Source organism: Phytohabitans sp. LZ39, assembly GCF_059359075.1.
In genome coordinates, this window is the sequence record NZ_JCADBM010000025.1 from 67,034 (window position 1) to 81,711 (window position 14,678).

General features: G+C 69.2%; 13 protein-coding genes. 5 read left to right on the plus strand and 8 right to left on the minus strand.

The window, feature by feature from the left end; translation table 11 throughout:
- The 3 genes from AC5L36_RS36570 to hemL are packed head-to-tail and all read right to left on the minus strand — an operon-like array spanning position 1 to position 2,494.
- Positions 1–546, minus strand: a complete 546-nt coding sequence (locus AC5L36_RS36570; protein WP_441223380.1) for a TlpA family protein disulfide reductase — start codon at positions 544–546, stop codon at positions 1–3.
- Complete coding sequence (locus tag AC5L36_RS36575) at positions 546–1,196, minus strand: histidine phosphatase family protein (protein ID WP_441223381.1); 651 nt, start codon at positions 1,194–1,196, stop codon at positions 546–548. Before AC5L36_RS36575 ends, AC5L36_RS36570 begins: the two co-directional genes overlap by 1 nt.
- Entirely contained in the window at positions 1,193–2,494 is a 1,302-nt protein-coding gene (gene hemL / locus AC5L36_RS36580; RefSeq protein ID WP_441223382.1) for a glutamate-1-semialdehyde 2,1-aminomutase, read from the minus strand. The genes AC5L36_RS36575 and hemL overlap by 4 nt, the downstream gene beginning before the upstream one ends.
- Positions 2,495–2,595: 101 nt before the next feature.
- Between hemL and AC5L36_RS36585 the strand changes: the two genes are divergently transcribed.
- The gene (locus AC5L36_RS36585) at positions 2,596–2,913 is read left to right on the plus strand and encodes an STAS domain-containing protein (protein ID WP_441223383.1); all 318 of its coding nucleotides are present in this window, start codon (positions 2,596–2,598) and stop codon (positions 2,911–2,913) included.
- Here AC5L36_RS36585 and AC5L36_RS36590 read toward each other — a convergent pair.
- Positions 2,863–4,494 carry an AfsR/SARP family transcriptional regulator gene (locus AC5L36_RS36590; protein WP_441223384.1) on the minus strand — a complete coding sequence of 544 codons (1,632 nt, stop codon included), beginning with the start codon at positions 4,492–4,494 and terminating at the stop codon, positions 2,863–2,865. The two genes, AC5L36_RS36585 and AC5L36_RS36590, sit on opposite strands and share 51 nt — an antisense overlap.
- A gap of 117 nt (positions 4,495–4,611) precedes the next feature.
- Here AC5L36_RS36590 and AC5L36_RS36595 point away from each other — a divergent pair, with 117 nt between their 5' ends.
- Positions 4,612–5,376 (plus strand): hypothetical protein, encoded by a 765-nt coding sequence (locus tag AC5L36_RS36595; protein ID WP_441223385.1) that lies wholly within the window; start codon positions 4,612–4,614, stop codon positions 5,374–5,376.
- 57 nt (positions 5,377–5,433) lie between these two features.
- On the opposite strand, the gene AC5L36_RS36600 is transcribed toward AC5L36_RS36595, so the two are convergent.
- Together AC5L36_RS36600 and AC5L36_RS36605 are read right to left on the minus strand one after the other, a co-directional pair.
- Positions 5,434–5,979, minus strand: a complete 546-nt coding sequence (locus AC5L36_RS36600; RefSeq protein ID WP_441223386.1) for a hypothetical protein — start codon at positions 5,977–5,979, stop codon at positions 5,434–5,436.
- Positions 5,976–7,004, minus strand: coding sequence for a helix-turn-helix transcriptional regulator (locus AC5L36_RS36605; protein WP_441223387.1), 1,029 nt, complete (start codon positions 7,002–7,004; stop codon positions 5,976–5,978). Before AC5L36_RS36605 ends, AC5L36_RS36600 begins: the two co-directional genes overlap by 4 nt.
- 252 nt (positions 7,005–7,256) lie before the next feature.
- On the opposite strand from AC5L36_RS36605, the gene AC5L36_RS36610 reads away from it, so the two are divergent.
- The 3 genes from AC5L36_RS36610 to AC5L36_RS36620 are packed head-to-tail and all read left to right on the plus strand — an operon-like array spanning position 7,257 to position 9,633.
- Positions 7,257–8,015 (plus strand): hypothetical protein, encoded by a 759-nt coding sequence (locus AC5L36_RS36610; RefSeq protein ID WP_441223388.1) that lies wholly within the window; start codon positions 7,257–7,259, stop codon positions 8,013–8,015.
- Positions 8,012–8,770: a hypothetical protein gene (locus AC5L36_RS36615; RefSeq protein ID WP_441223389.1), complete on the plus strand. Its 759-nt coding sequence runs from the start codon at positions 8,012–8,014 to the stop codon at positions 8,768–8,770. Before AC5L36_RS36610 ends, AC5L36_RS36615 begins: the two co-directional genes overlap by 4 nt.
- A 56-nt stretch (positions 8,771–8,826) precedes the next feature.
- Entirely contained in the window at positions 8,827–9,633 is an 807-nt protein-coding gene (locus AC5L36_RS36620; RefSeq protein WP_441223390.1) for a hypothetical protein, read from the plus strand.
- A gap of 91 nt (positions 9,634–9,724) precedes the next feature.
- On the opposite strand, the gene AC5L36_RS36625 is transcribed toward AC5L36_RS36620, so the two are convergent.
- Positions 9,725–10,267, minus strand: a complete 543-nt coding sequence (locus tag AC5L36_RS36625; protein WP_441223391.1) for a response regulator — start codon at positions 10,265–10,267, stop codon at positions 9,725–9,727.
- The gene (locus tag AC5L36_RS36630) at positions 10,267–14,637 is read right to left on the minus strand and encodes a HAMP domain-containing protein (RefSeq protein WP_441223392.1); all 4,371 of its coding nucleotides are present in this window, start codon (positions 14,635–14,637) and stop codon (positions 10,267–10,269) included. Before AC5L36_RS36630 ends, AC5L36_RS36625 begins: the two co-directional genes overlap by 1 nt.
- Positions 14,638–14,678: the final 41 nt, after the last annotated feature.

Consider the following 14,678-nt stretch of genomic DNA (forward strand, 5'->3'; position numbering starts at 1 on the left):
TCAGCTCTTCTCGGCCGCCACCCGGGCGACGATCGGCTCGAAGTCGGCCGCCTTGACCGAGGCGCGGATCACCACCGCGATCCGGCCCTCGCGGTCGAGCACGATCGTCGCCGGGATGGTGTTGGGCGGGATGTCGAAGTCGAGGGCCAGCTTGCTGGACGGGTCGATGACGCTGGGGTAGGTCACCTTGCCCTGCTGAAAGGCCTTGGCCTTGTCACGGTCGTCGCGGATGTTGATGCCGAGGAAGCGCACGCCGCGATCTTTGGTGGCGAGGTAGACCTGCTCCAGGTCGTCGATCTCGGCCCGGCAGGGCGCGCACCACGAACCCCAAAAGTTGATCACCACGACCTGGCCGCGATCCTGGCTCAGGTCGTACCGGCCGCCCTCGAGCAGCTCACCGGAGAGTCGCGGTGGGGTCGGGCGCTTGTCGACGGGACACTCGATCGTCCCGGTCGAGGAGGTGTCGCAGCCGTCGCGCTCGCCCCCGTCGCACGCGGTGAGTGTCGCGGCGAGGAACAGAGCGGCGAGCGCGGCCCGAAGTCGCATCAGGCGCCTTTGGCCGTCCGGGCGCCCGGCGACATCGCGACAAGGTGTGCGGCCGGCTCGGAGTAGCCGATGCCGACGATCTTCTCGTCTTCGAAGTGGAACGAGGTGAGGCTGGCCAGGCCGCACTGCCGGCGCCGAGGGTCGTGCCAGAGTCGTTTGCGCTCGACGTACCGGCGGAGGATCCACACCGGCAGCTGGTGCGAGACGCAGACCGCCTCGCGCCCGTCGGCCGCCACCCGCGCGGCGTGCAGCGCGGCGAACATCCGCTCGGCGATCTGCTTGTACGGCTCACCCCAGGAGGGGGTCACCGGGTCGCGCAGCACCCACCAGTTGCGCGGGTCGCGAAACGAGCCGTCGCCCGGACCCACCTTCTTGCCCTCGAACCAGTTGGCGCTCTCGATCAGCCGCTCGTCGACCGCCACCGGCAGCTTGAACTGGGCCGCGATCGGCTCGGCCGTCTCCTGGGCGCGCTCCAGCGGACTGGCCACCACGTAGGCGACGTCGCGCTCGGCGAGGGCCTGCGCCGCCGCCTTGGCCATCTGCCCGCCCAGCTCGGAGAGGCGGAACCCGGGCAACCGGCCGTACAGGATCTTGTCTGGGTTGTGCACTTCCCCGTGCCGAAGCACATGCACCACCGTGCTGCTGGTCATGAATCGCTCCCCGCTGCCGCCGCGGCGGCCGCTGCCGCGGGCAGTGCCGCCGATATCACTTCCAACGCGTCGTCGCCGATCGCGGTGGATACGAACCATGCCTCGAACGCGCTGGGCGGCAGGTAGACCCCGCGGCTCAGCATCGCGTGGAAGAACGCCTTGAACGCGGCGACATCCTGCGTCTTGGCGCTGTCGTAGTCGAACACCGAGCCGCCGGTGAAGAAGATCGAGAACATGTTGCCCGCGTACGCGAGGCGGTGCGCGACTCCGGCCTTGCCGAGCGCCTCGCTGGCGAGCCCGCCGACGACGGTGGCGGTCTCGTCGAGGCGGCGGTAGACCTCGGCGTCGGCCAGGCGGAGGCTGGCCAGCCCGGCGGCACAGGCGAGCGGGTTTCCGGAGAGCGTGCCGGCCTGGTAGACCGGGCCGGCCGGGGCGAGGCGACCCATGATCTCCGCGCGCCCGCCGAAGGCCGCGGCGGGAAGGCCACCGCCCATGACCTTGCCGAACGTGTACAGGTCGGCGTCGACCGGCTCGATCTCGGCCCAGCCGCCGCGGGCCACCCGGAAGCCGGTCATGACCTCGTCGACGATCAGCAGGGCGCCGTGCCGGTGGGCGATCTCGGCGAGCGCCTTGTTGAACCCGTCGTGGGGGGCGACGACGCCCATGTTGCCCGCCGCGGCCTCGGTGATCACGGCCGCGATGTGCTCGCCGTCGGCGGCGAAGGCGGCCTCCACGGCGGCCACGTCGTTGTACGGCAGCACGATGGTCTCGCTCGCGGCCGCGCCGGTGACGCCCGGCGAGTCCGGCAGCCCGAGCGTCGCCACGCCCGACCCGGCGGCGGCGAGCAGCGCGTCGACGTGCCCGTGGTAGCAGCCGGCGAACTTGACGACCTTGGCGCGGCCGGTGAAGCCGCGGGCCAGCCGGATCGCGGACATCGTGGCCTCGGTGCCGGAGTTGACCAGGCGCACCTGGTCGATCGGCGTACGCGCGACGATCTCCTCGGCGAGGTCGACCTCACCCGGCGTGGGTGTGCCGAAGCTGGTCCCGCGCGCCGCGGCGGCCTGCACGGCCGCGACCACCTCGGGGTGCGCGTGGCCGTGGATCAGCGGGCCCCACGAGCAGACAAGGTCGACGTAGCGCCGGTCGTCCGCGTCGTACATCCACGGACCGTCACCACGGACCATGAAACGGGGCGTGCCGCCGACCGCGCGGAACGCTCGAACGGGTGAGTTGACCCCACCCGGCACTATGGCTCGGGCGCGGTCGAAGAGGGCGTCGGATCTCGGCGTGTCACTCACGGTCCAGCCATTCTGACAGCGTTACCTGACGTGGGGGCAAAGCCCCCCGGCCGGGGGGCTTCCACCGGGCGGCCTCCCCTAGATCACGATAGGCTGATGGGGTGGAACGTCCGGAGTTGTCCATCGCGGTGCTTCGCGATCCCGACGAGATCGTGCTCAAACTCGCGGGTGAGATCGACATGCTCACGGCCGCCCGGCTTTCCAGCGTCGTCAATGAGCTCCTGACCGACGCGCCCGTGCGCATCGTGCTCGATATGGCAGGGGTCACGTTCTGTGACTCGCAGGGCCTCGGCACGATCGTGGTGCTGACCAAGAAGGCGAGCCACACGCAGAGCGTGCTGCTCCTCACCAACCTGGGCGACTTCCTGCTACGCGTGCTGGACATCACCGGCTTGCGGTCGGCCCTCACGGTCCGGTAACCGTCCGAAGATCAGGAGTCCGCGCAGCGAGTCGGCGAGCTTGGGCGTGATCACCTGGCGGGCGACCATGTGTTCGACGGAGGCGTAGGGCCCGTGGAGCGCGCGGTCGGCCACGATCATCTGCGTGAGGTACGTGGTCACGCCCGGTAGCATCGCGATCACGTGTTCGGGCACGGCATTGATGTCGACGAGCCCGCCGTCGTCAAACTGGCGGGGCAGGTCGGGGCGGCCGATCAGCAGCTCGCGGGCCAGGTCGGGCCTCCAGCGCACGATCTGGAGGGCCTGCTCGCGGCGGGCGGCGCGGTGGGGATCGGCGTCCCGCGCCCGTTTCACCGTCAGCGCTCCGATGATCGCGGCGTGTACGGTGCTGGCGCTCCACACGACGAAGGCGGCGAGGAACCACGCCCAGCCGTGCGCCTCCGAGAGCTCCGCGTCCGGATCGTCGAGGTTGGGATCGGTGAACAGCGCGACCAGCGACACCACCGCGAGGAGCAGGTAGCCGGCCGCGGCCAGCGCGTTGGGCCAGCTCCGCCGCCGCAGTGCGTAGACGCCGACGACGAGCCAGCTGAGGTAGCCGCAGGTGCCGAAGGTCAGCACGATCGCGCCGACCAGCCAGACCCACGCCCACCACCGCGACGGCCGGTCGGGCGGCAACCGCAGCGGCGGAAGCATCGCCGGGCTGGGCATCGAAGGAGGCGTGGGCGGCGCACCCGGCGGCGGTGACACGGGTGGTGGCGAGACAGGCGCGGCCGGTGCCGGACTGTCCACCGGGGCGGCGAGCGTGGGATCCGAACGCAGGATCCGCTGGTGCAGCTGCTGGAGTGGCTCGCCCGGCTCGGCGCCGAACTCCTCCACGAAGAACGCGCGCGCGTCCCGGTATGCCGCGAGCGCCTCCGCCTGCCGGCCGGTGCGGTAGAGCGCCAGCATCAGGTGGTGGCGCAGCTGCTCGCGGAGCGGGTATTCGGCGATGAGGCGGACCAGCTCCGGCACGAGCGTGGCGTGGCGGCCGAGCATCAGCTCGGTCTCGGCCCACGACTCCAGCGCGGCCGCCCGGCTCTCCGACAGCCGGTCGCGTGCCGCGTCGAACACCGCCCCGGTCAGCCCGGCGAGCGGATCCGCCCGCCACAGCGCGAGGGCGGCCTGAAGCTCCGCCGCGGCCCGGACCAGCTGGCCCGCCTCGCGCGCGGCCAAAGCCTGCCGGACGCGGTCGCGGAAGACGTCGGCGTCCAGCGCGCCGGGCTCGATGCTGAGCATGTATCCGGCCTCGGTCAGCGTCAGCAGCTGCCACGGCGCGCGCAGCGTGCGCTCGGGCTCGAGGGCGCGGCGCAGGCCGGCGACGTACTTCTGCACGACGTTCGCGCCGTTTCCCGGCGGCTCGTCCTGCCACACCGCAGTGACGATCTGGGACGCGCTGACCGGACGGTTGGCGTTGAGCAGCAGCACGGCCAGGACCGCGCGCTGCTTTACCGGGCCGAGCGCTATCTCGTCGTCGCCGTCGAAGGCGCGTACGGGACCCAGGATCTCAAAGCGTTTCAGCTCAGCCTCACCCCGTCTGACCAGGCCATGTCGCGAAAACGGCAAGCGACCGCAGCGATGCGGCAGCCATGCGCAGCATAACGGCAGCGTTCCAGCAGGGTCGCTTTCCACGATCGCTGGGCGCACCACCCGCGCATCCGGAAAACGCATAGAGAGACTGAGATGAGGCGAAGGATCTTCCTCGCGCTCACCGCGAGCGCGCTACTGATCACCGGCTGCCAAGGCGCCGTCGACGCGGCCGATCCGCCGCCCACACCGGCCGAGAAGCTTCGGGACGCGGTGCCGGACGGCTCGCAGGGCACTTTCCGGTACACGATGAAGGAGCTGGAAGGCGACGCGAAGGGTGAGGTAAACCCGAAAGACAAGCGGATGACCTACACGGCGGTATTCAAAGACAAAGATCTGGGCTTCAGCATGACGATGGCGATCGTCGTCATCGACCAGCAGGCCTGGACGAAGGTCACGTTCAGCGGGACCAAGGGCATCACCGGGCTGCCCAAGCTGCCGCCGAAGTGGCTGGAGCTGGACACGTCCAAAGTGGACGACCCGGAGGACGTGAGGTACACGCACCCGGACCCGACCGGCGCCGTGGTACTGCTCGACCACATCGTGGACGCGACGGAGACGTCACAGGGGGCGTTCAAGGGGACGGTCGACCTCACGGCGGCGGCTGAGGTGGAGGTGGTCGACGCCGAGGCGCTGACCGCCCTGGGCGAGAAGGCCAAGGCGGTGCCGTTCGAGGCGGCCGTCGACGGTTCCGGGCGGCTCACGTCGCTCGCGCTCGACGTGCCCGCGGCGGGCAAGGCGGCCGCGTTCACGTGGGAGGCGACGTTCAGCGACTACGGCACCGCACCGGCGGTGAAGGCACCGCCGGCGGCGCAGACAGTGCCCGCACCGCCGGAGGCGTACGACCTGCTGAACGGCTAGCTTTCTCGGTCGAGGCTCCTCTCACATCGAGAGGAGCTTCGACCATGGGCGCCGGGTTCAGACGCAGTTGCCGCAATGTGGCACCGGGTCGTCGTCGTCCCGCCCTGGCGGCGGGCCAACCGTGACGCGATGGGCCACCAGAGGGTCGTAGACCGGGATCGGCCTCACGCTCAGCTGCTCGCTCCCGTCCACCGGATCAAGGGCGTAGCACGACAGCCGGCCGTTCTGTTCGGGGTTGAAGACGAGGCATATCGCCCGAGGCGGGTAGTCCGGTCGTTGCGCGTCGAGAGTCCGGGTAAAGCCGGCCGCATCGGCCGTGCCAGCAAGATCGTCGGCATTGGAGTATCCGATGAGCCGCCCGGTCGTCGCGGACAACCCGTAATAGGCGACGGTGAACGCGGCGCCGGGCGGCAGGGGGCTGGATGGACAGGGCAGGATCCAGCCGCTCACGCTGACGTTTCCCAGCGGGGCCGGCCGCGCGCTCATCTCACCCGTGGCGCACGCCGCCGTGGTCCACGACACCGGCACCGCGCTGGCCGGGGCGGGTGCCGCCACGATCAGCGCCGCCACGGCGACGAACAACGGGCGGGTCCACAGTTTCACCGGATGTCTCCTTCGGTCGTCGTCGTGCTCGCGGCGGGTGAGGTGGCGACGCCCAGGGCGCCGATGGCGACGCCGAGCTGGAACCGGTTTTCCACACCGAGGCGGTCCATGAGGCCGCGGAGCAGGTTGGACACCGTGCGCCGGCTCACCCGCAGCACGGCGGCGGCACTCGCGTCGGTGTGACCCGAGACCAGCAGCGCGATGAGGTCCTGCTCCCGCGTGGACAGCGAAAGCCTCGCCATACGCTGCTCCTGTCCCGGGACGGCCATCGACCAATGCCGCTCGAAGAGCTCGACCAGCGCGGCGACGACGGACCCGTCGGTCACTTCGAGGTATCCGTGGTCGAGGTTGTCGGCGGTGACCGGCATAAACGCCACCCGGCGGTCCAGGACGATCAGCTTCGTCGGCACGTCGATCGCCTGCCGGTAGTCCGGGCGTTCGTCTCCGGACGATCGGCCGTGTGCCACCAGCGGATCGGCATCCACCGGCTGCACACCCAGCACGCGCATGCGCACTCCCCTGGACAGCAGTGTCCGGTCGAGCGGCACCGCGGAGCGGGCGGACTCCGCGTCGAACTCCCGGTCGGGTTGCATCGCCAGGTGTTCGTGCCGGACGACGCCGTTCAACTCGGCCAGGCGCTCGCGGGTCATCGCGCGACTCGGCAGGTGCCGCAGGCCGTCACCGAGCGGCACCGGCGCCGCGCCGGCCCCGCGCGACCGCTGCCTCGCCGGCGTCGACCGGCGACGGTGCTGACGCAGTGCCGAAATGACATCGTCTGGTTTCCCAGCCGTCCAGACGGTCTCCGTCCGATCCGGGCGCCGGCGCCCGCCGACCACGCCGAGGGACGCCAGCTCTTCGATCGCCGCCGCCACTCGCGACGGCGGCAGGCCGAGATCATGCTCCAGCCGCACCGCCGTCCGCGCCCCCAGCGTCAGCAGGCAGCGGTACACGAGGTCGGCATCGACCGACGAGCCATATCTGACCAGTGACGGTGCCGGTGGACCAAGGACTTTTGAACCCCCCACGCCGCCCAGAAAACCACGACGCTTGTCCATGTACGAGCGTGTTACCGAGTCGTGATGTGCCGATGCACAATCGCGCATGATCGCTTGCCAGGCCACGGATACGCGTTGATGCGCGATTGCGAATGTGGCGCGTAACGAAACAGATACGGCGACGAGCCGTGGCGTCGCGAATGGTTTCCTCCCTTGGCATTGCCTGAAGGGAGTGGTGGGTTGAGAGGGTTGTTGCGTGGTCTGGCCGCGACCATTCTGGTCGTGGTGGCCACAGTCGGGTTGGCGCGGCCGGCATTGGCCGACTGGCAGCCGAAGACACCAGAAGACATGAACGAGTTCACCGAGCTGACCGACGCCTATCTCCGGCTGACCGAGGCGTTCGGCGGCGGGGGCGGTGGTGGCGGCGGGGGGCCGGAGCTGGAGGAGGCGATCCGCCAGATCATCGAGGCGGTCGAGCAGGCGAAAGACCAGATCGTCCAGCACATCGACGAGATCACCAGCGCCGAGGTACAGGCGTGCGTGCGTACGCACACGATCGAGTTCGCCGACATCGAGAACATGAGCCGTACGGTCCTTCAGCTGTGGGCGCAGGACGCCACGTTCTGCGCGTCGCAGGCGACCGAGTACTTCTCCGCGGTGAGCACCCTGCGAGCGGCCGACAACATCGGCTTTCTCACCGGTGAGATCTACATGATCGCGTCCGCCGCCCGGGCCAAGGCGGGCTTCAGCATCGTGGCGCTGGTGGAAAACAACATCCGCGCCAACGAAGCCATCATCGCGAGGCTTACCCCGACGAACTGCGCCATCAAGCGGCACCCGCCGGAGCAGGGAACTCCGCCGGAGCGGTGGTGGGAATGCACCGCGTACAACGGCGACGTCGGAAGGTCGGGCATCTGCACCGGCTTCGCGTGCCAGCCGAATCGGGCGGTCGCCGAGGATCGCGCCACGCTCAAGACGAGCCGGGCGATCGCCAAGGACGCGTTGCCGAGACTGCGGGCGGCGTTGGAGGGAGCCGCTTGAGCGCGAAACTGACGCGCCGGTTGGCGGCGTCCGCCGTCGTGGCGGGGATGGTGCTGGCGGGCACGGCCACGCCGGCGCGGGCGGAGGTCGTCCCGGCTCCGCCCCCGGCCGGCCCGGTCATCACCGTGGTGATTTCGATCTCCAGCTTCTTCGAGGAGGAAGAGGAGGAACTGTCGGCCCAGGAGGTCGCACTGCTGATCCGTGAGTCAATTGGGGCGATCGACACCGCCCGTGCCGAGGTGCAGCAACACCTCGACGCGCGCATCGCCGCAGATGTCAACGTGACCCTTGCGGCGGCGCGGATCGAAATGCTCGACTACGCGGCCTGGCGCGACGACGAGATCGCACTCTGGGAAAACGCCAGGAAGTTCAACACCTGGGCCAACAACGCCAGCGCCTACCTCGGGGCCGTCCAGAGCAGGGCCGCCGAGGACAAGCTCGGGCTGGCGGTCAACACGCTGTATCCGCTTGCCGTGATGCTGCGCGTCGATGCCGGAGCGGTCAACGGGGCACGGGAATTGCTGCGGGACCAGATCGACATCAACCGGTGGCTCGTGGACCGGCTCGCGCCGGCCTGCCACCAGACCCAGCAGCACTACGAATGTGTCGGGTACGACGGCACGACGGTGCGCGAGGCGGAGCCGACCACCGAAGAGAAAAAGCAGGAGATCAAGTTTCGGGCCGGGCAGCACACGAGCTGGGCGGTTGCCACGCGGGTCCTGCCCGAGCTCGAGCGCGCCCTGGCGGAGCTGTGAGGAAGGGGTTGTACATGAGAGGTCTCACATGGCGGCGCGGTATCGCCACGCTGGTCGTGGCGCTGGCGGTGATCCTGCCCGGCACAGCCCGGCCCGCACAGGCGGCCGATGACGTCCATCGGGTGCCGGCCGTCGAAAACCTCGTCAACGTCGTGTTCGTCGGTCTCGACATGTTCGTCAATCGGGACGCCTCGCCGTCCCGATTCCTGGAAATGGCGAGGCAGCTTTCCGGCGCCGTGGGCCAGGCCGTGCCGACCACGGCGGAAGAGGTCAGGAAGCACACCGACAGCGTGGTGGTCGCGGACGTGAACGGCTACCTGAACCACATCAGAGTCGAGATGGTCGACTTTACGGTTTGGGCGGACAACGAGATCGCCGCCAGCGACAACGCCAGAGACTTCGCGCGGTATGCGGGCGCGGCCAAGGCTCAGCTGGAGCGACCCGGCATCGACCAGACTTCGGCCAACGCGATCGGGTTCGCCATCAACGTGCTCTACGCGAACGCGGTCGTTGTTCGTGACCTGGAGATTCTGGGCTACCCGGGCGGAGGAACCCAGCTTCTCGTCGATCAGATCGCCGCCAATCGACACATGAGCCAACGGCTGGCGCCGGAGTGCCGCTACGTAGCCCTTCCGGCGCCGGAAGGCTCGATCCACCAGGTATACCGATGCAGAGGAGCCGACGGCACGGTCAAGGAAGGCCCGCTGGAGGTCTTCATGGTCGGCGTCGGCTGGTTAGAGCCCCAGCTCACCGACGCGCAGCGGAAGGCACTCGCGGAGGCCGCCGGCGCAAAGACGAGCTGGGCGGTGGCCGTCTCGATCCTGCCCGAGTTGGAGCGCGCGCTCGCCCAGCGGACGCCATAACGCACCTCGGTCAAGGCTCCCCTCGAGTCGCCGGCTCGAGGGGAGCCTTGCTCACGCGTACTCGATCCGCGTCTGTCGCCTCAACGGGTGGCTAGCCCCAGCGGGCCTGCTCCAGGAGGGTGACCGCGCGTTCTTGGGCGTCCGGGTCCGACGAGCGCAACAGTGTCGTGGCCTCGTCGACCGCCTCGGTGAGCGCGCGCCACTGGGTCTCGCGCTCACGGACCACTTCGGACTGTGCCTGTAGCTGCTGGGTCTTGATCCAGAGGTCGACGAAGACCGAGACCTTCGCGCGCAGCACCCACGGGTCGAACGGTTTGGTGAGGTAGTCGACCGCGCCGACCGAGTAGCCGCGCAGCGCCAGCTGGGCGTCGCGGTCGGCGGCGGTCAGGAAGATGATCGGGACGTGGCGGGTGCGTTCGCGGCGTTTGATGTGGCTGGCTGTCTCGAAGCCGTCCATATCGGGCATCTGCGCGTCGAGCAGGATGACCGCGAAGTCGTCTACCAGGAGTTGCTTGAGCGCGGCCTCACCGCTCTCCACGGCCACCGTGTGTACCGGTAGGCCTTGGAGGATGGCTTCGAGCGCGACTAGGTTGTCGCGCCGGTCGTCGACCAGCAGCGCCTTGGCGACACCCATTAGCTGATTACCTCCCGGCCGCCCCCGTTTACCCAGGCTGCCATCATCTCGATCAGCTCGTCGAGGTCGACGGGCTTGGTGATGTAGTCGCTCGCACCCGCTCCGATGGCCGACTCCTGGTCGCCGGGCATGGCCTTGGCGGTGAGGAAGACGACCGGCAGCTCGGCGAAGCGGTGGTTGCGGCGGATGGCGCGCGTCGTCTCGTAGCCGTCCTGGTCCGGCATCATCGCGTCCATCAGCACGATGTCCACCTCCGGGTGCTCTGCCAGCAACCGTACGCCATCGACCCCGTTGTCCGAGTAGAGAACCGTCATGCCGTGTAGCTCCAGCGCGCTGGTCAGGGCGAAGACGTTGCGCACGTCGTCATCGATGATCAGCACTGTGGCGCCGTCCAGCTGGCGGGCGGCGGGTGACGCCGGGCGCTCGGCCTCCGCCGGCTGCCGCAGCAACGGCAGGTCGGCCAGGGCCGGCAGGTCGGGCAGGTTGGACTTGGTCACCGGCAGCGCGATCGGCAGCGGCGTCTGCACCGCGTCGGGCATCAGCACGTCCGGTAGCAGCAGCGTGAATGTGGAGCCCTGGCCGGGCGACGAGGACACCGTGATCGTGCCGCCGAGCAGGCGGGCCAGGTCGCGGCTGATCGACAGGCCCAGTCCGGTGCCGCCGTAGCGACGGCTTGTCGTGCCGTCGGCCTGCTGGAACGCCTCGAAGATCAGGTCGAACTTGTCCGCCGAGATGCCGATGCCGCTGTCGGCCACGGTGAACGCGACGAGCGGCCGCGCCGACGCCGCCTGCTCTTCCGGCGCGGCGGGGGCGATGGTGAGCGTGACCGAGCCGCTGTCGGTGAACTTGACCGCGTTCGACAGCAGGTTGCGCAGGATCTGCTGGAGGCGCTGCGCGTCGGTGACCACGGCCGCGGGCAGCCCCGGCTCGACGGTCACCGCGAAGTCGAGGCCCTTCTCCTCGGCCTGCGGTGTGAACGCCTGCTCGACGTACGCCCGGATGTCCTGGAGGTTGACCTCGGTGGGCTCGACGTCCATCCGGCCCGCCTCGATCTTCGCGACGTCGAGGATGTCGTCGATCAGCGAGAGCAGGTCGGATCCGGCACTGTGGATGGTGCGGGCGAACTCGATCTGCTTGTCGGTCAGGTTGTGCTCGGTGTTGTCGGCCAGCAGCCGGGCCAGCAGGAGCAGCGAGTTGAGCGGCGTGCGCAGCTCGTGGCTCATGTTGGCGAGGAACTCCGACTTATACGCCGAGGCCCGGGTGAGCTGCTGCGCCTTCTCCTCCAGGCCGATCCGGGCCAGCTCGATCTCGCGGTTCTTCGTCTCGATGTTGGCCTTCTGCTCGGACAGCAGCTGCGCCTTGTCTTCCAGCTCGGCGTTGGTGCGCTGGAGCTCCGCCGACTGTTCCTGGAGCTCGTGCGCGAGCCGCTGCGACTGGGAGAGCAGCTCCTCGGTACGCCGGTTGGCCTGGATGGTGTTGAGCGCGATGCCGATCGTGGAGACGAGCCGCTCCAGGAACGAGATGTGCAGGTCGGAGTAGGCGTTGACCGAGGCGAACTCGATCACGCCGAGCATCTCTCCCTCGAAGAGGATCGGCAGCACCACGACGTCGCGGGGCTTGGTGGTCAGCAGCCCGGAGCGGAGCGTCAGCGCGCCGGTGGCGTCGGTGCTGACCCGGATCATCCGCCGCGATACCGCCGCCTGTCCGATCAGCCCCTCGCCGGGACCGAAGACCACCTCGTTGGTACGCGTGACGTAGCCGTACGACGCGGCCAGGCGCAGCCGCGTGGTGGCCTCGTCGTTGTCGACCAGGAAGAACGCGCCCAGCTGGGCCTCCACGAGCGGGGTGACCTCGCCCATCAGCATCCGGCAGACCTCGCCGAGGTCGCGCTGGCCCTGGAGCAGGCCGCCGATCCGGGCCAGGTTGGAGTCGAGCCAGCTCTGCTCGGCGTTCTTCCGGGTGGTCTCCCGCAGGGCCACGATCATCTGGTTGATGTTGTCTTTCAGCTCGGCGACCTCGCCCTGGGCCTCGACCGTGATCCGCTGGGTCAGGTCGCCCTTGGTCACCGATGTGGACACCTGCGCGATCGCCCGCAGCTGCGTGGTGAGCGTGGCGGCGAGCTGGTTGACGTTTTCGGTGAGGTCACGCCAGGTACCCGAGACGCCCTTGACCCGGGCCAGGCCGCCCAGCTTGCCCTCGATGCCCACCTCGCGGCCGACCCGGGTGATCTCCTCGGCGAACGAGGAGAGCTGGTCGACCATCGTGTTCACGGTGTTCTTCAGTTCGAGGATCTCGCCCTCGGCGTCGACCGTGATCTTCTGCGAGAGGTCGCCCTTCGCCACGGCGGTGGTGACGCTGGCGATGTTTCGCACCTGGCCGGTCAGGTTGGAGGCCATGAAGTTGACGTTGTCGGTGAGGTCACGCCAGGTGCCGGCGACGCCGCGTACCTGGGCCTGACCGCCGAGCTTGCCCTCGGTGCCCACCTCGCGGGCGACGCGCGTGACCTCCTCGGCGAACGAGGAGAGCTGGTCGACCATCGTGTTCATGGTGTTCTTCAGCTCCCAGATCTCACCCTGCGCGTCGACGGTGATCTTCTGGGAGAGGTCGCCGCGCGCCACGGCGGTGGAGACCTGGGCGATGTTTCGCACCTGGGCGGTGAGGTTTGACGCCATGAAGTTGACGTTGTCGGTGAGGTCGCGCCAGGTGCCGGCGACGCCGCGTACCTGGGCCTGACCGCCGAGCTTGCCTTCGGTGCCCACCTCGCGGGCCACGCGGGTCACCTCGTCGGCGAACGACGACAGCTGGTCCACCATCGTGTTCACGGTGCTCTTGAGTTCGAGGATCTCGCCGCGGGCGTCCACTGTGATCTTCTGGGAGAGGTCGCCCTTGGCCACGGCGGTGGTGACGCTCGCGATGTTTCGCACCTGAGAGGTCAGGTTGGAGGCCATCGAGTTGACGTTGTCGGTGAGGTCGCGCCAGGTGCCGAGCACGCCCTTCACCTGGGCCTGGCCGCCGAGCTTGCCCTCGGTGCCGACCTCGCGGGCCACGCGGGTCACTTCGTCGGCGAACGAGGAGAGCTGGTCCACCATCGTGTTCACGGTGTTCTTCAGCTCGAGGATCTCGCCGCGGGCGTCCACTGTGATCTTCTGCGACAGGTCGCCCTTCGCCACCGCGGTGGAGACCTGGGCGATGTTTCGCACCTGGGCGGTGAGGTTGCCGGCGAGCTGGTTGACGCTCTCGGTCAGGTCGCGCCAGGTGCCCGCGACGCCGCGCACCTGGGCCTGGCCGCCGAGCTTGCCTTCCGTACCAACCTCGCGGGCGACCCGGGTGACCTCCTCGGCGAACGAGGAGAGCTGGTCGACCATCGTGTTCATGGTGTTCTTCAGCTCAAGGATCTCGCCCTGGGCGGCCACGGTGATGGTCTGCGAGAGGTCGCCCTTCGCCACGGCGGTGGAGACCTGGGCGATGTTTCGTACCTGGGCGGTCAGGTTGGAGGCCATCGAGTTGACGTTGTCGGTGAGGTCTTTCCAGATGCCCGCCACGTTGGGCACCTCGGCCTGACCGCCGAGCTTGCCTTCGGTGCCCACCTCGCGGGCCACCCGGGTCACCTGCTCGGCGAAGGTGCGGAGCGTGTCGGTGAGCGAGTTGATCGTGTGGGCCAGCTCGGCGACCTCGCCCTTCGCCGACACGGTGATCTTCTGGGAGAGGTCGCCGCTGGCGATCGCGGTGGTCACCTGCGAGATCGACCGCACCTGGCTGGTGAGGTTGGAGGCCATCGTGTTGACCGAGTCGGTCAGGTCGCGCCAGGTGCCGGCGACGCCGCGCACGTCGGCCTGCCCGCCCAGCGCACCCTCGGTGCCGACCTCGCGCGCCACGCGGGTCACCTCGTCGGCGAACGAGGAGAGCTGGTCGACCATCGTGTTGACCGTGCGGCCGATGCGGAGGAACTCACCGCGTAGCGGGCGGCCATCGATCTCCAGCGCCATGTGCTGGGAGAGGTCGCCGTCTGCCACCGCCACGATGACCCGGGAGATTTCGGTGGTCGGGCGGCCCAGGTCGTCGATAAGTGAGTTGATGGCCCGCGCGTGGTCGGCCCAGGCGCCGTCGACGCCTTCTTCGTCGAGGCGCTCGGTGAGCCGGCCGTCCCGACCCACGATCCGGCTGATCTTGCGAACTTCGAGGTTTTGCCGCTCCTGAAGAGCCACGACGTCGTTGAACGCGTCGGCCACCTCGCCGGCCACTCCGGCCCGGCGGGGAAGGCGCACCTTCAAATCACCGCGGCGCACCCGCCGCAGCGCGTCCGCCAGCTCATTGAGGACAGCGGCCTCGTCCGACGCCGGCCGGGTGCTCACCTGCTTTGCCGTGGTCATGCAGTCCTCGCTCACCTTGGGTGGTTCTCCACATCATGGCC